At 71.7% G+C, this 21,494-nt stretch carries 17 protein-coding genes and 2 pseudogenes; 6 read left to right on the top strand and 13 right to left on the bottom strand.

Annotated elements, in window-relative coordinates; genetic code table 11:
• Positions 1 to 44: 44 nt before the first annotated feature.
• From AC07D6_RS18300 to AC07D6_RS18290, 3 genes are all read right to left on the bottom strand, one after another.
• Complete coding sequence (locus tag AC07D6_RS18300; RefSeq protein ID WP_479045453.1) at positions 45 to 791, bottom strand: SDR family NAD(P)-dependent oxidoreductase; 747 nt, start codon at positions 789 to 791, stop codon at positions 45 to 47.
• A complete protein-coding gene (locus tag AC07D6_RS18295) occupies positions 788 to 2,170 on the bottom strand; it encodes a class I adenylate-forming enzyme family protein (RefSeq protein WP_479045451.1) in 1,383 nt (460 codons plus the stop codon). The genes AC07D6_RS18300 and AC07D6_RS18295 overlap by 4 nt, the downstream gene beginning before the upstream one ends.
• A 70-nt stretch (positions 2,171 to 2,240) precedes the next feature.
• On the bottom strand, positions 2,241 to 5,435 hold the full coding sequence (locus AC07D6_RS18290; RefSeq protein WP_479045449.1) for a non-ribosomal peptide synthetase: 3,195 nt from the start codon (positions 5,433 to 5,435) through the stop codon (positions 2,241 to 2,243).
• 758 nt (positions 5,436 to 6,193) lie between these two features.
• Between AC07D6_RS18290 and AC07D6_RS18285 the strand changes: the two genes are divergently transcribed.
• Complete coding sequence (locus AC07D6_RS18285; protein WP_315879550.1) at positions 6,194 to 6,802, top strand: LmbU family transcriptional regulator; 609 nt, start codon at positions 6,194 to 6,196, stop codon at positions 6,800 to 6,802.
• A gap of 121 nt (positions 6,803 to 6,923) precedes the next feature.
• Here AC07D6_RS18285 and AC07D6_RS18280 read toward each other — a convergent pair.
• The 4 genes and pseudogenes from AC07D6_RS18280 to AC07D6_RS18265 all read right to left on the bottom strand — a co-directional run.
• A pseudogene (locus AC07D6_RS18280) lies at positions 6,924 to 7,138 on the bottom strand (IS1380 family transposase); the annotation flags it as partial.
• Between the two features lie 23 nt (positions 7,139 to 7,161).
• On the bottom strand, positions 7,162 to 8,127 hold the full coding sequence (locus AC07D6_RS18275; protein ID WP_315879551.1) for a YihY/virulence factor BrkB family protein: 966 nt from the start codon (positions 8,125 to 8,127) through the stop codon (positions 7,162 to 7,164).
• A gap of 436 nt (positions 8,128 to 8,563) precedes the next feature.
• The gene (locus AC07D6_RS18270; RefSeq protein WP_479045445.1) at positions 8,564 to 8,977 is read right to left on the bottom strand and encodes a DUF2000 family protein; all 414 of its coding nucleotides are present in this window, start codon (positions 8,975 to 8,977) and stop codon (positions 8,564 to 8,566) included.
• A 13-nt stretch (positions 8,978 to 8,990) separates the two neighbouring features.
• Positions 8,991 to 9,422 (bottom strand): DUF6086 family protein, encoded by a 432-nt coding sequence (locus tag AC07D6_RS18265; protein WP_479045443.1) that lies wholly within the window; start codon positions 9,420 to 9,422, stop codon positions 8,991 to 8,993.
• A 1,368-nt stretch (positions 9,423 to 10,790) separates the two neighbouring features.
• On the opposite strand from AC07D6_RS18265, the gene AC07D6_RS18260 reads away from it, so the two are divergent.
• Positions 10,791 to 12,773 (top strand): APC family permease, encoded by a 1,983-nt coding sequence (locus tag AC07D6_RS18260; protein WP_479045440.1) that lies wholly within the window; start codon positions 10,791 to 10,793, stop codon positions 12,771 to 12,773.
• A gap of 472 nt (positions 12,774 to 13,245) precedes the next feature.
• On the opposite strand, the gene AC07D6_RS18255 is transcribed toward AC07D6_RS18260, so the two are convergent.
• The 3 genes and pseudogenes from AC07D6_RS18255 to AC07D6_RS18245 form a co-directional block, all read right to left on the bottom strand.
• Positions 13,246 to 13,815 (bottom strand): DinB family protein, encoded by a 570-nt coding sequence (locus tag AC07D6_RS18255; protein ID WP_479045438.1) that lies wholly within the window; start codon positions 13,813 to 13,815, stop codon positions 13,246 to 13,248.
• Between the two features lie 364 nt (positions 13,816 to 14,179).
• Positions 14,180 to 14,599, bottom strand: coding sequence for a hypothetical protein (locus AC07D6_RS18250; RefSeq protein WP_479045436.1), 420 nt, complete (start codon positions 14,597 to 14,599; stop codon positions 14,180 to 14,182).
• A 229-nt stretch (positions 14,600 to 14,828) separates the two neighbouring features.
• Positions 14,829 to 15,454 (bottom strand): annotated as a pseudogene (locus AC07D6_RS18245) (SDR family NAD(P)-dependent oxidoreductase).
• 458 nt (positions 15,455 to 15,912) lie between these two features.
• Here AC07D6_RS18245 and AC07D6_RS18240 point away from each other — a divergent pair.
• The gene (locus AC07D6_RS18240) at positions 15,913 to 17,469 is read left to right on the top strand and encodes a cellulose binding domain-containing protein (RefSeq protein WP_479045433.1); all 1,557 of its coding nucleotides are present in this window, start codon (positions 15,913 to 15,915) and stop codon (positions 17,467 to 17,469) included.
• A gap of 394 nt (positions 17,470 to 17,863) precedes the next feature.
• Here the strand turns inward: AC07D6_RS18240 and AC07D6_RS18235 are convergent, their stop codons facing one another.
• The 3 genes from AC07D6_RS18235 to AC07D6_RS18225 form a co-directional block, all read right to left on the bottom strand.
• Positions 17,864 to 18,421: a GNAT family N-acetyltransferase gene (locus AC07D6_RS18235; protein WP_479045430.1), complete on the bottom strand. Its 558-nt coding sequence runs from the start codon at positions 18,419 to 18,421 to the stop codon at positions 17,864 to 17,866.
• 105 nt (positions 18,422 to 18,526) lie between these two features.
• The gene (locus AC07D6_RS18230) at positions 18,527 to 19,378 is read right to left on the bottom strand and encodes a rhomboid family intramembrane serine protease (protein ID WP_315879559.1); all 852 of its coding nucleotides are present in this window, start codon (positions 19,376 to 19,378) and stop codon (positions 18,527 to 18,529) included.
• Positions 19,379 to 19,534: 156 nt separating this feature from the next.
• Positions 19,535 to 19,723, bottom strand: a complete 189-nt coding sequence (locus AC07D6_RS18225) for a hypothetical protein (protein WP_315879560.1) — start codon at positions 19,721 to 19,723, stop codon at positions 19,535 to 19,537.
• Between the two features lie 133 nt (positions 19,724 to 19,856).
• Here AC07D6_RS18225 and AC07D6_RS18220 point away from each other — a divergent pair, with 133 nt between their 5' ends.
• The 3 genes from AC07D6_RS18220 (at position 19,857) to AC07D6_RS18210 (ending at position 21,267) form a co-directional block, all read left to right on the top strand.
• Positions 19,857 to 20,372 carry a gluconokinase gene (locus AC07D6_RS18220; RefSeq protein ID WP_479045426.1) on the top strand — a complete coding sequence of 172 codons (516 nt, stop codon included), beginning with the start codon at positions 19,857 to 19,859 and terminating at the stop codon, positions 20,370 to 20,372.
• Between the two features lie 239 nt (positions 20,373 to 20,611).
• Entirely contained in the window at positions 20,612 to 21,022 is a 411-nt protein-coding gene (locus AC07D6_RS18215; protein ID WP_315879562.1) for a DUF1622 domain-containing protein, read from the top strand.
• Positions 21,019 to 21,267 (top strand): hypothetical protein, encoded by a 249-nt coding sequence (locus AC07D6_RS18210; protein ID WP_315879563.1) that lies wholly within the window; start codon positions 21,019 to 21,021, stop codon positions 21,265 to 21,267. The genes AC07D6_RS18215 and AC07D6_RS18210 overlap by 4 nt, the downstream gene beginning before the upstream one ends.
• Positions 21,268 to 21,494: the final 227 nt, after the last annotated feature.

The raw sequence follows: 21,494 nt of genomic DNA, 5'->3' as shown, positions 1-21,494 counted from the left end.
ATCTCACTCCCGTTCACGTTTGTCCCGGTCCCTGCGGTCGGGGCTCAGCAGGTGTAGCCGCCGTCGACGGCGATGGTCTGGCCGGTGATGAAGCTCGCCGCAGGCGAGGTGAGGAACCGGACGGTGCCGAGCACGTCCTCCACCGAGCCGAGCCGCCCGAGCGGTGTGCGCCGCACGATGCGACGGCGCTGGTCCGGGCCGATGCCCGCGGTCATCTCGCTGTCGAAATAGCCGGGGGCGACGCTGACCACGCGGACGCCGGCCGGGCCGACCTCCCGCGCCAGGCCGCGGGTCAGTCCGTCGAGCGCGGCCTTCGCCGCGCCGTACACCGCGACGCCGGTCTGCCCGCGCAGCGCGTTGATCGACGACAGGTTGATCACCACGCCGTCCCGGCGGGCGAGCATCGGCTTCAGACAGGCCCGAGTGAGCAGAACCGGCAGCGTCAGGTTGGTCCGCAGCGCGGCGTCGATCGCCGCCGGCGGGGTCAGCGTCAGCAGGCCCTCCAGCCCGACCGCGGCGTTGTTCACCAGCACGTCGACGCGGCGACGGCGGCGCACGGCCGCGCGGACGAACTCCTCGACCCCCGCGGCGTCCGTTCCGTCGACCGCGGACCAGGACAGTGCCTCGGGGCCGTGCGACGCGCGCAGTGCGGCCAGTTCGGCGGACTCGGTGCGACTGAAGGTCTCCACCCGGTAGCCGCGCTCCAGGAAGTCCGTCACGAGTGCCAGCCCCAGGCCACGGCTGCCGCCGCTGATGACCGCCACGGGACGCTGTTCTACGGGGCCGTTCATCGCACACTTCCCATTCGTTTGAATCGCTGGCCGTGCAACGGTCCGTCCGAGACGGTGATGACGGCCGGGACTTTGTGGGGCGGAAGATGCTCCGCGCAGAGCCGGCGCAGCCGCCTGCTCAGCTCCCGCCGCTCCTCCGGCTCGACCAGCTCGACCGTGGCCGCGACGATCTCCCCGGTGACGGCGTTCGGGCGTCCGGTCACGACGACGTCCCGGATGTTGTCCGCCCGGAGCAGCACGTTCTCGACCTCGGCCGGGGACACCTTCTCGCCGCCGACGTTCATCAGTGCCGAGAGCCGCCCGAGGACGCGCAGCGAACCGTCCTCGGCCACCTCGACCGCGTCTCCGGTGTTGAGCCACCCGTCCTCGTCGAACGGGCTGGCCGCGTTGAGATACCCGAGCATGCTGCTCGGCGACTTGATCCAGAGCACTCCGTCGCGCACGTCCGTGCGGAACCCGTGCCCGCCGACGTCCATCTGCAGCGAGTCCGAGGCGACGGACCGCGTGGGAAGGATGCCGGTCTCGGTCAGGCCGTAGGTCTGCTTGAACTGGACCTGCGGGAAGACTTCGGCGGCGTGCGCGAGGGTGACCTCGCGCATCGGCTCGGTGCCGTAGGTGACCAGTTCGAGCGAGGACAGGTCGTGGTCCCGGTACGCACCGGAGAGCAGCAGCATGTTGAGGAAGGTCGGCGTGGTGGGCAGGACCTGAACGCGGTGGCGCTCCATGGCCTCGCACGCGTGCTTCGGGGTGCGCCGCGGCTCGGTGACGACCGTGCCGCCGCCGACGAGCGTGCGGAACAGCGTGTTGACTCCGCCGATGTGGTCGAGCGCCATGAACTGCAGCGTTCTGCGCGGGCGGGAGGACGCCCTGAATCCGCCGAGCAGCCGCGGCAGCGAGAGCAGTGCCGCCTTGCTCTCGCCCGTCGAGCCCGAGGAGAACAGCACCAGGCCGGCCTCCCCCGACGCGGCCAGCTTCGTCAGCAGGTCGGGCCGGGGCCCCTCCGGTGCCGCGACCGTCCGGATGCTCCACTCGTCAGGGCCGTCGAACTCGATGACCGTGGTCGCGTGTGCCGTCGCGATCCTGCGGGCCCGCTGCTCCTTCGGCGGATCGGTGGGAGCGAACGGAACCACGACGCAGCCTCGGACGGCGAGCGCCGTGAAGAGCGCGACGACGGACGGCGAGGCGTTTCCGACCACCGCCACGATCTCGCCCGCGGCCGTCCCGCGTCGATCCAGCGTGTCCAGCCAGTCGGTGGTCCGCTCGCCGAGTTCGGCGTACGTGGTCCTGCCGCCGTACCCGGCCATCGCCTCGGCGTCGGCGCGCCGCTGGAGTTGTGACAGCAGCCAGTCCATCGAGCCTTCTCCACCCACGTTCGTCATGCGTCTGCTTCTCTCACCCGGGCCGCCCCGGCCGCCCCGTGGCGGCGGGAGTACGATCGCGCCGCCGCCGTCACGGGTTCCCACGCCTGCCCAGCACGGGGCGGGGCCTGCTGTCGTCGGTGCTGAGCTGAGCGGCGACGTCCCCGATCGACTGCGCTTCGAAGATCACCCGGAGCTTCAGCTCGCAGCCGAGGACCGTGCGCACTCGACCGATGACGATCATGGCGAGCAGCGAATCTCCGCCGAGGTCGAAGAAGTTGTCCTCAAGGCCCGCCCGCGGAACACCGATGACCTCGGCGACGATCCGGCACAGCTTCTCTTCGCGGGAGCCGGCGGATGCCGGGGTGCTCCGGCCTCCGGCCGGGGCCGTGCTCGACGGCTTGGTGCCCAGCAGTGCCTTGCGGTCCGGCTTGCCGCTGGGTGTGAGCGGGAGGCCGTCGACGACGACCACCCGGTCGGGCAGCATCGCGGCGGGGAGCCTGCCGCACAGGAATTCCCGTACGGCCGCCGGTGACGGCCCGCCCTGGTCCGAGTCGTCGGCCGGCACGACGTACGCCACCAGTTGGGCCATGCGCGTGCCCGGGTCGGTCGCGAGGACCGCGGCGCGGGCGACGGCGGGGTGAGCGAGCAGCGCGGACTCGACCTCTCCCGGCTCCACGCGCAGACCGCGGACCTTGACCTGGTCATCGAGGCGGCCCCAGAGCTCCACCTGCCCGTCAGGACGCAGCCGGCCCTTGTCACCGGTGCGGTACATGCGCTGCCCGGGGACACGGCTGAACGGGTCGGCGACGAATCGCTCGCTGGTGCCCGCGGGCCGTCCCGCGTATCCCTGGCCCACGCCGATCCCGCCGACGCAGACCTCACCGACGAACAGGGGCGGCAGCAACTGGAACTGGTCGTCGACGATGTAGATCTGGGACGTGCCGACCGCTCGCCCGGCCACCTGCTGCGGGTGTTCCCGAATCTCCGCCGCGGTGGACGCGACCGTGCACTCGGTGAGGCCGTACGTGGTGAACGCCAGCAGCCCGGGCTGGTCGTGCAGACGCCGCCACAGCCGGTCGGACGCCCTCTCGCCACCGATCACCACGATCTTCGGCGGGTACGGCAGCGTCAGGATCCCGTCATCGACCAGGACCTCCATCTGGCTGCTGCCGCAGTCGAGGACATCGATCGCCGTCTCGGGATTCGATCCGCGGGCGAGGAGCCGGGTCGGATCGGTTCGCTCCTCTTCGTCGAGCAACAGCAGCCGATGCCCGAAGGCGATCATGCCGAGACAGTGGTTGACGAACCCGTCACCGGTCAGGGGGGTCAGCGCACCGATGTTCACCGGACGGTCCGCGGGAAGCCGCGCGTACATCGGCGCCAGGTGGGTGGTGACGAACGCGACCAGGCTCTCGTCGTCGATGACCACGCCCTTCGGCCGTCCCGCGGCATCCGAGGTGAAGGCCAGGTAGGCCGGAGCGGCGGCCGGGCGACGGGTGAGGCCACTGCCGGTGGCCGCGTCCCCTGCCGCGTCCGCGAGGAGCACGGCCGTCGAAACGGTCTCCACGCCGGCGAAGACCTCGTCCGCGACGAGCAGGTCGGTGTCCGCCTCCTCCAGGAGCAGGCGCCGGCGGGCTTCGGGGTGTTCCGGATCCAGCAGCAGGAAGGCACCCCCCGCGCACCAGGTGGCGAGCATCGCGGTGATCAGATCGCTGCGCCTGGTCAGGCAGATCCCCACCACGGTGCCGGTCCGCACGCCGCGGGCCCGCAGTCCCGCGGCCATGGTCCTGGTTCGGTCGGCCAGTTCGGCGAAGGTGAGGTGCTCCCCGTGCGCGACGACCGCCTCCCTGTCGGGTGTGGCCGCGCAGGTCCGTTCGAAGAGGTCCCACGCCGACGTGGGTTCCGCGGGGGCGCGGCCGTCCCGTGGTGCGCCACCCGCGCCGAGTGCCAGCGTTTCCGCACGGGCTGCCGGGTCGAGCAGCGGGATGTTCCCGAGCGGGACGTCGGAGGCCCGGCTCAGTGAGCCCAACAGGTTGGCGTAGGCATCGGCGAACCGTTGCATGGCCGCCCCGGAAAACCGCCGGCGGTCGTATTCGACGGTGACGGTGACGTCGCCCGCCAGCCGTTGTACGTCCAGGGAAAGGTCGAATTGGGTCCCCGACACTTCCGTGGGATCCGGCATGGGCGTCACCTGGAGACCGTCAAGGGCCCACACGTCACTCGGGTCGACCGTGCCGTAGCTCATGGCGGCTTGGAACAGGGGGTTGCGGTCGGCTTCCCGCTGCGGGGCCAGCGCCGCGACCACGGCCTCGAACGGCACGTCCTGGTAGTCGAGCGCTTCGTGAACCGTTTCGCTCACCCTACCGAGGAATTGATCGAAGGTCAGCGTGGGCAGCACCTGGCAGCGCAGCGCCACCGTGTTGGAGAAGAACCCGATCGTCTCGAAAAGGGCCGAGTGCGGCCGGTTGACCACCTGCGTGCCGACCGTGATGTCGCTCGCTCCCGCCCAACGCTGCAGCAGAACGAAGTACACCGCGAGCATGCCCGTGAACAGGGTGACCGAGCGATCCCTGCAGAAGGCTTCGAATCCCGCCACCGCGTTCTCGGGAAGTGTGACGGGCAGCCGGTGACCGACGATCCCGTCCGGACGTTCCCCGCCGTCCTCGGGCAACCGCGTCAGCTCAGCACCGGACAGCCGATCACGCCAATAGTCCAGCCCTTCACTGTCCACCTCCGCCCTGTTCCCCGCCGGAAAAAAATCGGAGTACTGCGCAGCCTGCGTCCCGAAAGCGGGCGCCTTCGGGTCGGCATAGGCGAGACGAAGCTCTCCGGCGAATATCTGTGCGGATATATCATCGGTGATGAGGTGATGAAACACGAAGGTCAGCAGGTGCAGCGTGGGCGATATTCGTATCACACTCGCCCGCCAAAGCGGTCCCGACGAAATGTCAAACGGAACGTCGAGCAGCTTTCTGGCCTCCGCATCCGCCCATGCACGGCGCTCGCCCGGCGAATCCCCCTCGGCCTCGACGACGTCGATCAGGGGCCGTGCGGCATCTTCGCCCTCGGCCTTCACGAGCTGGAGAACATCGCCGTCACTCTCCAGGAAAACGCTGCGCAACGCGTCGTGCCTGCCGCGCAGCACCTTGAGCGCGCGCTCGAGTCTCTCTACGGAGAGATCACCGGCGACGACGAGGACGGCACCCCAGACATCAGCCGCATTGTCCGGCCGCATGGTCGACGCGAAGTACATCCTCCGCTGCGCGGACGTGACGGGAACCACCCGAGAATGATGCCTGCCCACGGGACCATCACCATCCTCATCCGGCACATCCCGCCCATCCGCGTGACGCATTCCGGGCACGAAAGCCCTCCCCAACCGATCGGCCATTCCGACGAAAACAGCTTACTTTCAGACTCGCCCTGCGCAATTGACTCAAGCGCATACAAGGCGGTTCAGCGCGAAGAAACGCGAGGCAAACAAGAACACCCTTTTCCGGGGTCGTCACCATTTTTAGCAGGGGCCGTTCGCCGCGGACGCATCCCTCTGACGCCGCGCATCGCCGGCCGGAGTCGCCGCTTGTCTCGCCGGCGAGACAGGTTCGGGCCGCGCTGTCGCGTCGATCGGCCGGGAGCGGCATGCTGGTTGACGTGCACGTTACGCAAGGACGAGCCGCGGAGCCCTTACGGGACCCCTCGGACAGATCGGACATAGAGCGACAGTGCGCACATTGACGGCATAAAAGACAAAACCAGCGGTGAAATGGTTTTGATTAAGAAAAGACCTCACAACGACTGACCCAACAGTCCGTCATGTGCGCTTACGATGCCGATTCCGGCCCCACGGCGGGTGCACGGACACCGGGAGGCATCCTCACGATCGCCTCGGTGGCCATACGCAGAGCGCAAAAGCAAATACGGGGATCCATGCGTACTACTTCCGTCGCAACACGACCAAATGGGACAGCGACGCACAAGATGGCAGCTACAAGCGCTGCCGGGAAACCTCTGAACATCGGTGTTCAGTTCCACAAGTCCGGCTTGTTGTTCACTTCCAAGCAGAGCCTCAATGCATGGGAGCAGGTCGGCACCAAGCTGTTTTCCTTCGCGGACTCGTCCACCTGGTGGATAGCCGACTGGCTGGTCTACGGAGAGTCCCAGTTTCACGACCGGTACTACGAAGCCATCAAGCAGACATCGCTCAGCTATCAGACCCTCCGTAACTACACATGGGTCGCGCGAAACTTCCCGATGCCCCGCAGGCGGCACAATCTCAGCTTCAGCCATCACCTTGAGGTGGTATCGCTCGACCAGCCGGAGCAGGACTACTGGCTGCGGAAAGCGGAGGAACTGGGCTGGAGCAGGAACAAGTTGCGCGGAGAGGTCCGCAGCAGCCTGCGCACGCGGCAAGGTGAGGTGACGCCGACCGAGACCGAGAGGCGCGCCGAGGTGAGCAGTACCGGATCCCCCGCGGCCGAGCCCGACTCGGCGCCGGATCCCGTGGACGCCGGCCCGTCGCCCGAAGCGCGCCTGCTGCTCGAACTCCCGGCCGAAGTCCTGGCGACGATCCGGACAGCCGCCAAAAAGCAAGGTGCACCGGTCGAGACCTGGGCGGCGGAGATACTGCGGCGTGCCGCCACCGGCTCCTGACGGAGTCCGCCGTGCGCCGGGAGACCACGCGGGCGGCTCCTGTGCCGTCGACGCCCAAGTGGTCGGCGCCCGGCAAGTCGACCGCGGCGTGGCGGGGGACGGACCGGGCCGTCTCCGGCCGGACCCCGTTCTGGGCCGTGTGGCCCGGGGACAGGTGTCGCAGTCCAGTGGCCCAGGCGACCCGGGTCCGGTCCTCGGCCTGTCTGCGTCCGTGACGCACTCGAACTCGGCGACCCGCCCGCCAGGGCCGGGGGCGTTGGTCCCGAAGCAGGCCGGCCGTGTGCCGTCCGCGTCCGTGATCCTCAGCCGAGCCCCGGGATGCGGTTTTCCTTGCCGACGATCGCTGTCGCCGCGTGCCGTCAGGCGCCGGGGCCGGGGTCCGGGTGGACCGGTTTCGTGATGCCCGCCCTCGCGGCTTCGAGCTGAGCGGCGAAGGCCACGCCGAGAAAGAGGGCGACGCCGGTCACGTTGGCCCACAGCAGCAGGGCGACGAAAGCGGTGAGGGGCCCGTACACGGCGCCGAAGGAGCCGCTTTCGCCGACGTAGAGGGCGAGCAGCCAGGTGGCGACCACCCAGAGCAACAGGTGGACGCCCGAACCGAACACCAGCCATGTGTAGCCCGGCTGGTCGCGGCGGGGCGCCCAGCGGAAGATCACGGCCGACGCCAGCGCCGCGAGCAGCACTCCCACCGGGACGTGCAGCGGCTGCCACCAGTCGAGGAGTGACGGCGGCCAGTGCAGGGCCCGGACCACGGACACGCCGATGTCCCGGCCGGCGACGACGGCCAGGAAGCCGCCGCCCAGCGGGAGTCCCGCGCACACGGCGAGCAGTACGCCCCGGCCGTACTTGGCGAGGAAGGGGCGGTCGCGTTCGATGCCGTAGATCCGGTTGCAACCGCGCTCGATCTGCCCCATCGCGGAGGCGAGGTTGAGGACGGCGAAGCCGAGGCCCAGCCACATGGCCACGGCCCCCGCGACGTCCGCCCCGGCGCTGCGCCGGGTGTCGGCCAGGGCCTGCCGCACCAGGTCCGCGCTGGTGCCCGGCACGATCCGGGCCAGCGTCAGTTCGATGACCTGGCCGAGCCCTTCGGTGTGCATGGTGGTCGCCACCCCGACCAGGGCGATGGTGAACGGCACGATGCCGAGTACCACCTGGTAGCCGAGGGAGCGGGCGAAGCTGAAGCCGTCCGCGTACCGGAAGCGGGCGAAGGAGTCGAGGACGAGATCGCGTCCTCCGTAACGCCGCAGCGCGGTGAACGCCTCGTCCCCGGAGAGCTCCTCCCCGACCATGTCCCGCGTCTGCGGCACATGCACGACCGTACCCATGTCGTCCCTTCCGTCCCGAGCCCCGGCGGTCCCGCGCCGCGTCACGCGCGGTGGCGGTCCACCGCACGGTCGGTCGGAGGGGTGGCCCGGCCACCCCTCCGACGGGTGCCTGCCGTGTGCCCCCGGCAGGGCCGTGTACGCGCACCGGGGCCCCGCCGCGGGGCCCTTCCCCGCCCACACGGTCCCGTCGCGCGCACCGGACGTCCGCCCGCTCGTCCCGCTCCGCGCCGGTCGCGTTCACCGGTGTTTCGCGGGGCGCCCCTCAGCCGACCGGCACCCGCACGCCCGACGGCTCGGGGTGCGCAACGGCCCGTGGGCCGGCGGGCGTAACCGACCGCGGTCCGGCGGGCGTACCGCCCCTCGTCCGGCCGGAGCCGCGCACCGGTGGGCGCCCCGACGGTCTCGGCGCGCACGGGACCACCCGCCCGACACCGCCTCAGCCGCGGTAGACGCTGAAGCGCCTGGTCAGGGAACGGACCAGGTCGTGTTCCCCCACGACACCGACCGCGCAGACGCTCAGCTCGCCCGGGCGGGCGGTGGCGACCATGGCCCGGTAGGCGTCGAAGGAGTTGTCGAGTGTCCGGCCCTGGGCGGTGAACAGCACGACGGGCAGCCCCTCGGCCCGGGCCGACTCCGCGAGGGCCGTCAAGTGGTTCCTCCGGCCGGAGAGCACCAGGGTGTTGAAGCGGATCCCGGCGTGGAGGGATCCCTCGCCGTCGCGCACGTCGTCCGCGTAGATCCGGTCGTCGAGGCGGGCCAACTGCCCCATGACGATCGCGGAAGCGTTGGCCGCCGCTCCCGCGTCGAGGGACTTGTCGACGGCGATGGCGGCGCGGAGGAGTTCGGTCATGGGGCGCCCTTTCTCAAGGGGGACGGACAGGAGGCGAGGATCGTTTCATCGTGCGGTGCCGCTGTGGCCGGCGGGGCATGGGGCGGATCGACTCCCGGGCTCGCTCGCGCAGTCCCGCGATCGGGGCCCCGCCTTCCGCAGGGGTGGGCACGCCGGTGAGGGCCGGGGTCCGCACGTCTTCGCGGGGACCTTCCAGTTCGGTGCCGGTCCGCGCCCGGACCACCGTCGTTGCGGCGCGTTCCGCGAGGACCAGCACGATGGCGGTGGAACCTTCGAAGAGGGCCGGCGCGAGGGCGTGGCTCGTTCTCCGGTGGTGTTCCGGCAGGGCGTTGACGAAGGTCTCGAAGGCGGCCGGATCGATCCGGCACTCGTTGTTCTCCATCGGGCCGATGCCCGAGGAAACCCCCGGCTCCGCCTCGGACGTTTCCCCGTGGCGCGGGAACACCCGGGAAGCTTCCCCGGACGGTTCCAGAGGTGCTCGTCCCCCAGGTCGAAGTACTGGCTCGCCACGCCCCCTCGCACCGGTCACCGCGGATCAGCGTATCCGGGCGGATCGTCGCCGTCGCCGTCCGGTCCGCGAGCGCCCCGGCCCCGTGGCGGTCGATGGGGTGAGCCGTCCGCGACCGCGGACGGACGACGCCCGCGGCCTCGGCGTCCACGCGCGGACGGGGCACTCCGGAGGACGGCGCCCCGACCGGGTGGGGGCGCCGCCGTGCCCGTGCGGGACGGGGGCCGGTCAGCCGGTGGAGCCGGCGGTGAGGGAGCCCAAAGGGATTCGGGTCAATAAAACAGCCGGCGGTCCCGTTGGCCCTTTCCGAGGAGCGCTTGCCCTCTTCGGCGCCTGCGCATCTCCTTTTGGAATGATCAGCAGGTGCGACTGGATCGGCGGGAAAACCAGTTACCCCCCATCGGTGCCTCCGCAATCGGTCGGCGTGCCTCCGGAAGGGGGCTAGTACATCCGGTGCGGCGGTAGTCCCTGCCCGCTCCCAGTCCGGTGGAAGGATGTGCCCGCCCGTGCGTCACCGCGCATCGTCATCGGCTGCGAAAGGCCAGCCGGAACCGTGGGCTTCCCTTGAAGTTCGGTGGCCGTTTCCCCGTGCCGTCGGCGGCCTGCACGGCCCGCGCGTCACGGGCGGGGAAGACGGCGACGGTGCGGCAGCGGTCCGGGGCCGGTGATGGCCGGGTCCGGTGGGCCGGCCGCGCCGGGGGTGCGGGGAGCGGGGCCACGCGGCAGCGTCGAGCAGCCACAAAGAGCTGGTCAGGGCGTCCACGAGAGGGAGGGCCAGAGCGGGCCGGCACACCGGCGAGGACGGCGCGGCGGGACACCGCCGCCCGCGTCGCGGGAGGTCTTCATCGCGGCGCCTTCACCCGTGGAGGGGCTCCGGAGCCGGCGGCGCGTCACGGTCCCGCCGTCCCGGGCACACCGCTTCGGGCGGCCCGCCGACTCGGACTTTACCGGCCCCGCGCTTATCGGACTCGCGCACGGGGCGGTCTTAGCGAAACATTGACGCTGTTTTAACGGAAATCATTCGCCGCAGCGGAAATGCGAACCCCGCGCTGTCGCGTGGTGAACCGCTCTGGCAGCATGCAGCGTTCGTATCGGCGTGTTCGTTCGCACCCGGCCTTGATGCAGAAGACAGTACGCAGAAGGCAGTACGGGGAAGTCCGGCGTCCGGGTGCCTCACGGCAACGGATGTCCCTACCCGGCGGAGTCGTGGGAACAGCGCGCCGCACCATGCGGTGATCATTACGTTTCGCGGGCACGTGTGCACGAGGCCCGACGCTCCGATCGGGAAGAAGGTTGATGGGGGACATGGCGGACAGCGACAGGACAGCCGTGCCCGAAGTGGTGGCCAGTCCCGCCGTGCGGGCCCAGCCGACCGGCAAGGTGGCACGGTGGATGCTGCGCCACCAGGTGCAGCCGGTGGGACCGGCGTCGGGCGAGGGGCACACGGAGCCCCACGCGTGGTGGAAGGTGATGTGCCTGACCGGGGTGGACTACTTCTCCAGCCTGGCCTACGTGCCGGCGATCGCGGCGCTCGCGGCCGGGGCGGTCTCGCCGCTGGCCACCTTGCTGATCGTGGCGCTGACGCTGCTGGGGATGCTTCCGATGTACCGGCGTGTCGCCCGGGAGAGCCCGCACGGGGCGGGGTCCGTGGCGATGCTGGAGGACCTGCTGCCCTTCTGGTGGGGCAAGCTGTTCGTCCTGGTCCTGCTCGGCTTCGTGGCCACGTCGTGGATCATCACGATCACCCTGTCCACGGCGGACGCCTCCGTGCACGTGGTGGAGAACCCGTTCTTCCCCGCCGCGCTGCACGGGCACGAGGTCGCCCTCACCGTGGTCCTCCTTCTGGTCCTCGGCGGGGTGTTCCTCCTCGGGTTCAGCGAAGCGGTCAGTGTCGCCATCCCCCTCGTGGCGGTCTTCCTGGCGCTCAACGCGGTCGTGATCGCCGTCGGCCTGGTCCACGTGTTCACCGCCCCCGGGGCGCTGTCGGCGTGGACGGACGCCCTCGTCGGAGGCGGAGCGGGCTTCGGCGATCTGATGACACCCGCCCTGGTCGCGTTCCCGCTGCTGGTGCTGGGCCTGTCGGGCTTCGAGACAGGGGTCAGCATGATGCCCCTCGTGGCCGCCGGCGGCGCCGACGCGGCGCAGCGACTGGGGGCACGGGTACGCAACACACGCAGACTCCTGACCACCGCGGCCCTCGTCATGAGCGTGTACCTGCTGTCCGCGAGCTTCGTGACCACCGTCCTCATCCCGGAGCGCGAGTTCGAACCCGGCGGCGCCGCCAACGGCCGCGCCCTGGCCTGGCTGGCCCACGAACACGTCGGCGAGGCCTTCGGCACCGTCTACGACATCAGCACCATCCTCATCCTCTGGTTCGCCGGCGCCTCCGCCATGGCAGGACTGATCAACATCGTCCCCCGCTACCTGCCCGACTACGGCATGGCCCCGGAGTGGGGGCGCGCGGTCCGGCCGGTCGTGATCGTCTACACCGCCCTGTGCGTCCTGATCACCTTCGCCTTCGACGCCGACGTCGACGCCCAGGCCGGCGCCTACGCCACCGGCATCCTGGCCATGATGGTCTCCGGCGCCTTCGCCGTCACCGTCACCATGGCCCGCCGCCGCCGACGCGCGGCCACCGTCGGCTTCGCCCTGCTCACCGCGGTCCTGCTGTACGCCCTGCTGGCGAACATCGTCGACAAGCCGGACGGCATCGCCATCTCCGGCTTCTTCATCGCCGGCATCATCACCGTGTCGCTGGTCTCCCGCGTCTCGCGCACCACCGAACTGCGCGCCGACCGCATCGTCTTCGACCCCGCCGCCCGCCGGTTCGTCACCGACACCCTGGTCCACGACAACTCCATCAACATCATCGCCAACCGCCGCCAGGCCGGCGACAGCGCCGAGTACAGCGCCAAGGAACGCGAACAGCGCGGCACCAACCCGGTGCCCGGCCCCGCCGACGTGATCTTCCTTGAGATCGACGTGGTCGACCCCTCCGACTTCAGCGACACCCTCACCGTCCGCGGGGTCGAAGTCGACGGCCACCGCATCCTGCGCGCCGAAGCCCCGGCCGCGCCCAACGCCATCGCCGCCGTCCTGCTCGCCCTGCGCGACGCCACCGGAGTACGGCCCCACTGCTACTTCGCGTGGGCCGAGGGCAGCCCCCTCAAGCACATGTTCCGCTACTTCCTCCTCGGTCGCGGCGACACCGCCCCCGTCACGCGCGAGATCATCCGCAGCAACGAGCCCGACCCCGACCGGCGCCCCGGGATCCACGTCGGCGGCTGACCCTCCCCCGGCCTGCCGGGCCCGGCGAGCGTTCAGCACCCGTCGATCGCCCCGGTCCGTACGCCGGGTCGGGGGGCCGTCCCCACCTGTCCGAGCCTCACGACGAGGGCTTCGGTGTCCACACGGCCGTCGTTCGCTCTGGCCGGCTCGGCGGCTCCCAGCCACCGGCCGGTCCGGGAACTCACCGCTCGCCTGCGCTGCGCGCACGGACGCGTGATCCCACACCGCCTTCCACGGACCGGGCCGCGCAGGCGGAGCCCGCCCCGGGGCACCCGTGACGACCCCGGGCCCGTCGACCACGACCCGTCGACCACGGCGCGGCGATCACTCCGACGGCCACCGCGCCGCCCAGGCCCGGGCAGACGCCGCCCCAGCCGCGCCCGAGTCGGCGGGGCGAGCACGACCGGCCCCGTCCGGGGCTCTCACTTCGAGGTGACGTTCTGGTGGGGGCGGGTGTGAACCCCGGCCCCCGTCACTGGCCCACCCTCCCGTCGACGCACTCGCGCAGCAGGTCGGCGTGCCCGCAGTGACGGGCGTACTCCTCGATCCGGTGCACCAGCAGCTCCCGGATCGCGATCTCGTCCTTCCCCACCCGCTCGCCCAGGTCCGGGTGCTCGGCCAGCGCGGCGTCGGTCGCGGCCTGCTCGCGCTCCAGATCGGCGTACGCGGCGTCGACCACGGCCTGCTCGGCGACGGCTCCGTCGAAGTCCGCGCCCTTCTCGCCGTACAGCTTCGGCAGGGGGTCGCCGTCGCTGATCCAGTTGCGCCAGTCGCGTTCCACCTCGGCGAGGTGCCGGACCAGGCCGAGCAGCGACATCGTCGACGGCGGAACCGACCGACGGGCCAGTTGCTCCGGACTCAGGCCCTCGCACTTCATCCGCAGGGTCATGCGGTAATCCGTCAGGAAGTCCCGCAGCGTCGCCGGCTCGCCGTCCGGACCGGGACCTTCGTTGGTGCGGGGGTCGTCGTCCGGGTCGGTCCACATGTCGGGGTGGACGGTCGCCTGGGTCCATCGCGCGGGTCGGTCACTCATGCGGTGCATGGTCGTCCATGCAGGTCCGGGCCCGCCACCGAGTTCTCGCTCCGCGGCGGCACCGTGGCGTCGTCAGGAGGCGGCGCTGTCCCGGTGGCAAGGTGTTCCGGCAGGCCGGTCCGGTCCCGCGCAACCGCTTCGGCCAGGTGCGGCTCGGGGCGCCCCCGCCGGGATGTCCACCTGGACGGCGGTGTGGGGCGCGGCCCGGCCGGAGTCCGGCACCGGTGTCGCCGCGGTGGCCACGGTGCGGGTCCGCGAGGTCGTCGAGCGCCTGGTCGCCGCCGGCCCGCGGCGGCCGGGTGGCCCGCGAGGCTCTGCGGGCCGGCCATCGCTGGTGGGACCGGGAGGCGGGCCGGGGGTGGCCGGCCGGGTGTCAGTGGGCGAACTCCTTCTTGGTGAGGTCCTCGACCAGGCGCCAACCGCCGCCGTCCGGTTCGAAGAGGAAGACGTGGGACGACACGTAGGGGATGGTGGGCTGCGGGTCGGCGCCGGAAGGGGCGGTGGTGTAGGGCGTGGTGGAGCTGTCGACCCAGACCTTGGCCCGTTCGCCGTGCATCTCGATGTGGTGCACGACGGCCTTCGACTTCGCCTCGCCCCAGACCCGACCCGCCGGTGACGGGGTCTCCCGCCACTGCGGATCCGCATCGGCCTCGCGCTGGAAGATCGCCTCGGCGGTGACGCGCAGCTCCTCCCGCTCGGCCTTCTCCGCCCGGTCCTGCAGCACGTACACGGTCCCGCCGGCCGCGATGACGGCTGCGACGGCTCCCGACGCCACCTTGTGGCTCCTGCGCATGTTCCCCCCTGATCGAACGGTGTGGGATCGCAGCGTAAGCGATCATCGGCAGTCCACACGTCCCCGATCCGGTCCCTTTCTCCCAGGGCGGCGACAGATGCCGGCAAGGGGCTTGAGCGGCCCGGTGCGCAGCCGTGCCCGTCGCCGTGTCGCAGGTGCGCCCGGGGCGGGGGACGCCCCGCGGCCGGAGCGATGCCACCGGCGCTCGGCGCCGGACGGCTGGAGGAGATCAGTCCTGGACCGGGGTGCCGGGGCTGGTGTCGTACGCCTTCCGCACGAGGTCGGGGCGGCGGCCGTCGTTGAGCTGCCGGGTCCACTGGGCGTCGACCTGCTCGCGGACCTGCGGTTCCATCTCGGTCGGCAGCAGGTTGCGGTAGTGCCGTTCGTCGCCGAGCAGAACGCGGACGGTGCGCTCGTAGACCGGTTCGGGGTCGTACTGCTCGTGCGGGAAGGCCGGTTCGGCGTAGTCGTAGAGGCGGTCGGCGGTGTTGTCGCGCCGTTCCTTCCACGTCTCGAACATGGTGTCGTTGAAGCCGGTGAGGAACGGGCCGGGGTTGACCGTGGCGACCGTGACGCCGAACTCGGCGAGTTCCTGGTCGAGGGCGTCGGCGAACGGTTGTTCAGGAGGACCTCGACCTCCCGGGCCCCGGCCCTCTCCCGGTCGCCGGGGTCGGTGACGTCCAGCTTCTCCACCCGCAGGTCGACGCCCCGCTCCCGGGCTTCGGCGCGTACCGTGCTGACCTGGGCGATGATCTCCACGCCCGCGATCACGTCGTGCTCGGCCGCCGCGAGCCGCAGCGCCACCTCCTTGCCGAAACCGCTGCCCGCGCCGGTGATGAGAATCGGTCCAGCCATGTCCTCGCGCCTTCCCGTGCTCGTGTCCGGCCTGCCCGGGCACACCGGATGTCCTGGGCCGCGCGTACCGGCGGCCGTCTTCACGAAGCCGCGGCGACCGCCTCGGCCACGGCGGTGCCCTGCTCGCGGGCCCCCACCGACCCCGACCGCGCCCGCCACCTCGCCGTCGGCCACGAGCGGCGCGCCTCCCGCGAAGACGAGCACCCGGCCCGGGCCGGACAGGGCCGTGCCCCGGAACCGCCCGCCCGGCTCGGGATCCCGCGCCGGATCACCGGCGGCCGACCCGCCGACCCTCCCCGCCCTATTGGTCCAGACCTATTGACCGGATTGGTTTACACCAATAGCCTCCCAGGCGTGTGAGTGTCATGTCATGACCAACAGGCTCATGAACGACGGGTGGCCGCACGCGCGGGCGCGCCACCCGACCCCCTCCGGAACCGACACTCGATGGAGACGCCTTGAGATCCCCCACCGTCAGACGTCTGTGGACACGGACCACGGCAGTGCTCGCCTGCCTGGTCATCCCGCTCGCCGCCCTGGTCGGCCTGGCCGCGCCGGCGCAGGCGGCCGAGGCGAAGGCGACCTACCAGAAGACCCAGGACTGGGGCAGCGGCTTCGCGGGCCAGTGGACCGTCAAGAACACCGGCACCACCGCGATCAGTGGCTGGACGGTGTCCTGGGACTTCCCCGCCGGGACCTCCGTCGCGTCCGTCTGGGACGCCACCGTGACGAACTCCGGCACGAGGTGGACGGCGAAGAACGCCTCGTACAACGGCACCCTCGCCCCCGGTGCCAGCGTCTCCTTCGGCTTCAACGGCATCGGCACCGGCGGCGGCAACGTCACCAACTGCGTCCTCAACGGAGCCTCCTGCGACGGCTCGGACGTCCCGGGCGACAACCCGCCGTCCGCCCCCGGCACACCGAGCGCCGGGACCGTCACCGACACCTCGGTGGCGCTCAGCTGGACGGCGGCCACCGACGACAAGGGCGTCAAGAACTACGACGTGTACCGCGGCACCACCAAGGTCGCCACGGTCACCACCACGGGCTACACCGACACCGGCCTCTCGCCCGGCACCACGTACGGTTACAGCGTCCGCGCGCGCGACACCGCCGACCAGGTCGGCCCCGCCAGCGGCACGAGGACCGTGACCACCACCGGAGGCGGTGGCGGCGGCCCCCGCTTCATCCAGGCCGCGCCCTACCTCTACCTCGGCTGGGGCAATCCGCCGAGCGCCACCGAGGTGATGAAGGCCACCGGCACCAAGTGGTTCACGATGGCCTTCATCCTCGCCCAGAACGGCTGCAACCCGGCGTGGGACAGCCAGCGCCCCCTCCTCGGCGGCGTGGACGAGTCCACCATCAAGGCGATCCGCGCGGCCGGCGGTGACATCGTCCCGTCCATCGGCGGCTGGAGCGGCAACAAGCTCGGTCCCAACTGTTCCACCCCCGAGGCCCTCGCGGGCGCCTACCAGAAGGTGATCGACGCCTACGGCCTCAAGGCGATCGACATCGACATCGAGAACACCGACGAGTTCGAGAACGCCGCCGTCCAGGACCGCATCCTCACCGCCCTGAAGATCGTCAAGCAGAACAACCCGGGCCTGCGGACGATCCTCACCTTCCCGACCCTCATCTCCGGCCCCAACTCCTGGGGGAACCGCCTCATCGAGCGGGCCCACGCCCTCGACGCGAACATCGACAACTTCACCATCATGCCCTTCAACTTCGGCGGCGGTGCCGACATGTACGGCAGCACCGTCAAGGCCACCGAGGGCCTGAAGAACAAGCTCAAGTCCGTCTTCGGCTGGACCGACGCGGAAGCCTACGCGCACATCGGCATCTCCGGCATGAACGGCAGCAGCGACACCGGCGAGATCACCACGCCCCAGATCTGGACCCAGATCCGCGACTGGGCCAACTCCCACGACATCGGCCGCCTGGCCTTCTGGTCGGTCAACCGCGACCGCCCCAACTGGGAGTTCACCTCCATCACCGCCGGCTTCACCGGCTGACCGACGCCCGTCCCGCACGGGCACGGCGGCGCCCCCACCCGGTCGGGGGCGCCGCCTCCCGTACGCGGACCCCGGCCCGGCGCGACGCGCTCGCCCCGTACGCGCCTCCTCCGCCCCGGCGGGCCCGGTGGGAGTGCCGCCGCGTGCCCACCGGGCCCGGGTGCGGCCGGCGGGCACGCGGTGGCCACGCGCGTCCTCCACGACGCCTTCGGGGCGAACCGCGCCGAACGGGTACCGGACGCACGGGCGACGGCTCCGGGCACCCGCAGGCGCGTCCCCGTGCGGCGGCGTCCGGGCAGAACCGCTCGGTCCGGGCAGAACCGATCAGGCGGTCGCGTCCGCTCGTCGGCGGGGACGAGGCTTCACCAAGGCGAGGCTTCACCGTGTCGAGGCTTCACCAGGCGGCCGAAGACGGTGCCGCCGCGTAGCAGTGGACGGTCACCGGTCGGCACGGGCTCCATCGTTGCTCGACCGTGGCCATCCGTTCCCAGCCCAACCGCTCGTACAGGGCCGCCGCGGCGGTGTCGGACGCCACGACGTCGAGCACCGGCTGTAGGTCACGGCGTCGTGCCTCCTCCGTGGCCCGGCCGATCAGGAGCGCTCCGATCCCGTGCCCCCTGGCTCCCGGGGCGACGAACAGGCGGCCGACCACCGCGGTCAGGTCCGCGCTCGTCCCGTTCCGCTCGCCCCACAGGCCGGGGGCCAGGTCCCCCTCGCCGCCGCGGGACAGGACGACGTGGCCGACGACCCGCCCTCCCAGTTCGGCGACCCAGGCCCCCAGCGGGCGAGCGGGCGAAAGCCACTCACGGGGGCGGTCGGGCCAGTTCACCGGGTAACCGTCGCGCCGATGGACGTCCGCGAGGACCCGCACGCACTTCTCGGCGTCGTCCTCGGTCCTCTGCCGGATCCGTACCGGCCTCTCCGCGGCGGCCCCGGAGCTCTCGATGTTCATCCCGGCAGAAAAACACAGGTCACTCGGCCGCCACCAGTCACTCTCGACACACGTTCCGGCTTGCTGGGCCGGAGGCGGGTCCAGTGCGCCGCGCGGCGGGCGCCGTCACCAGCCCGGGCGCGACCACCCCGGCCGGGCGGGACCGGCCGGCCGCGCCCGCCTCCCCCACAGCGGCCCCCGGGGCTCCGGCGGCGGCGAAGTGCCCCGGCGCAGCGGCCAGGCGCACAGCATCCCCACCACGAAGCCGACGACGTGGGCCAGGTACGCCACGGTCCCGGCCTGCGAGACGCCCGCCCCGTACGAGTACACGGCCTGGAGGGCGAACCACAGTCCGAGCACCGTCCAGGCGGGCAGGCGCAGCGGCAGCAGGATCAGGAACGGCACGAGGACCCACACCCTGGCCCTGGGGTACAGCACCAGGTACGCGCCCAGCACCCCGGCGACGGCGCCCGAGGCACCGATCAGCGGCGTGGCCGAACCGGAGTCGGCCAGGGCGAAGCCGTACGTGGCGGCGTAGCCGCAGAGGCCGTAGAACAGCAGGTAGCGCACCCTGCCGAGCCGGTCCTCGATGTTGTCGCCGAAGACCCAGAGGAACAGCATGTTGCCGAGCAGGTGCAGCCAGCTGCCGTGCAGGAACATCGCCGTGAGGACGGACAGCGGCGGCGACTTGTCGTAGCCGGGCGGGCCCAGCAGGCAGCCCGGGCCGGACGGGCCCACGCCGACCTCGCCCGTGGGGACCAGCCCCGGCAGCCGGTCGTGGACGAGTTCCCTCGGCACGGCCGCCCACTGGTCGAGGAACGAGTCCAGCCGGCAGAACTGCGCGAGGCCGCTCTCGCCGGTCAGCGAGCCGGCCATGCCGGGGGTGCGCAGGAAGACGACGAAGTTGGCGGCGATCAGCGCGTACGTCACCCAGGGGACCCGCCGCGCCGGGTTCACGTCATGAACGGGAATGACCACATGAGATCACTGCCCTGCCATACACGCACGAATCAGACCAATCGCTACGGGTCGAGGAGGGACCGCCCCGCGACCCGGCCCCGGGACGCGGTGGCTGCGGGACGCGGTGGCCGCGGGTCGGTCGCGCCGCTACCCTCCGGCGGGGCGGTCGCGCCGCTACCCGCCGGTGTCCCGCCCGCCGCTCCCGGACGTGTCCCGACGCGCGTCACGCGCCTCCTCCCCCTGCTCCGCGCCGCGCTTCCGCCGGTCGTCCGGCCGGCCGCGCCCGCGTTCCTCCTCCGGGTGGACGTCCTTCTCGCCCGTGACCCGTTCCAGCGGGCTCTCGTGGTTCTCGGTTCCGGTCATGGCCACTCCTCGCGTCGCGTGCCGTACCCCCAGCGGGTCACCCGATCAGCCGGACCCAATCCCGTCGCGTACGAGGCGTGCCGCGCGGGTACCCGACCCGCCCGGGACACGGGCGCCGAACAGGGATGGAGACATGCCGGATCACGTATTTCCGCTGGTCGTCGTCACGGGGGTCTCCGGCTCCGGCAAATCGACGATCGGCCGGGCCCTGGCACGGCAGCTGGGGGTGCCGTACGAGGAGGGGGACGACCTCCACCCGCCGGGGAACATCGAGAAGATGGAGGCCGGGGTGCCCCTCACCGACGAGGACAGGGCGCCCTGGTTGGAGCGGATCGCCGGGTGGCTGCGCGGCCACCTCGACCGCGGCGGCGTCATCACGTGCTCCGCGCTCAAGCGGCGTTACCGGGACCGGCTCGCCGCCGTGTCGCCCCGCGTCTTCTTCCTCCACCTGCACGGTCCGGCCGAGCTGATCGCCGCCCGCATCACCGCCCGGCGCGGCCACTTCATGCCGCCGAGCCTGTTGCGGTCGCAGTTCGACGCCCTGGAGCCGCCGGCTCCCGACGAGCACGGCGCCGAGGTGTCCGTCGAGGGCACGCCCGAGGAGACGACCGCCCTGGCACTCGCCGCGGTGAGGTCCGCCCCGCGGTGAGGGCCGCCCCTCCGTGAGGTGCGGGTCCGTTGTGTAGGCCACCCCCGTGAGGTGCGGGGCCGTTGTGTGGGTCGCCCCGTGAGGTGCGCAGCCGCCACGCGGGCCACCCGGTGAGGTACAAGGCCGTCGTGAGGACCGTCCGGTGAGGTACGGGGCCGCCGGCCGGCCGCGTACCGGCGGCGTGGGCCGGGTGGAGCACACGTGGCATCGGCGCGGACGCGCGCGGGTACCCGCCTTTCATGATCGTGTCGGTGGAGCTCCTGCCCGAGTCGGCCCTGCGCGAAGCCATCGGCTTCCTGGTGCGGCTCGTCGAGTCCGCCGGGGCGCTGATCATCTTCATCGGCGCCGTCTGGGCGTTCGCCCAGTTCGTCAAGGCCGGTCTACGGGGGCGCGGCCGGGTGGCCGGGTTCAACCGGATCCGGCTCAGCCTGGGGCGCTTCCTCGTGCTGGGCCTCGAGTTCCAGCTCGCGGGTGACGTGCTGCGCACGGCGGTCGCGCCCAGCTTCACCGAGATCGGGCAACTGGCGGCGATCGCGGCCATCCGTACCGCGCTCAACTACTTCCTCGGACGCGAGATCGCCCAGGAGAGCGCGGAGATCGCGCGTGGCACGGACCCACTGGAGCAGCCCGCCCGGAGGACACCACGGTGAACGCCTGGCTGCAGGCCGCCGCCGTGCTGATCACCGCTGCGGGGCTCGTCGCGGCGGCGGCCTCCTGGCGGTTGACGGGCCGTTTCCGAAGCGCCCTGGCCGTGCTGCTCGACTTCCTGACCGCGGCCGGGCTGGTGAGGTTGGCCGGGGACCCCGCGTGGGGCAGCGTCCTGTCGGCCGCCGCCGTGATCGCGCTGCGCCGTCTGATCGGATCGGGCCTGGCCCTGTCCCGCGCCGCGCCGTAGGGGCCGAAGCCCGCCGGGAGGGCCGGGCGGGCGGGTCGGGCGGTCCTCCCCGTCGGGCGGGCCCTGCCGGCCCGCCGGAACGGCGCCCTTCCGGGAGCGGGGCGCGTCCGGCCTCCGTACCCTTGACTACCGTCGGACGCGGCGCCGGTCCCGTACGCGGGAGGCTCCCCTACACGGGAGGCTCCCGTACGCGGGAGGCTACGGCGGCGAGCCGCGGCCAGGACTCC

The organism is Streptomyces sp. NPDC045287 (assembly GCF_056432325.1).
The sequence above is the reverse complement of the archived record's forward strand: the minus strand, read 5'-3'. Positions and strand labels throughout refer to the sequence as shown.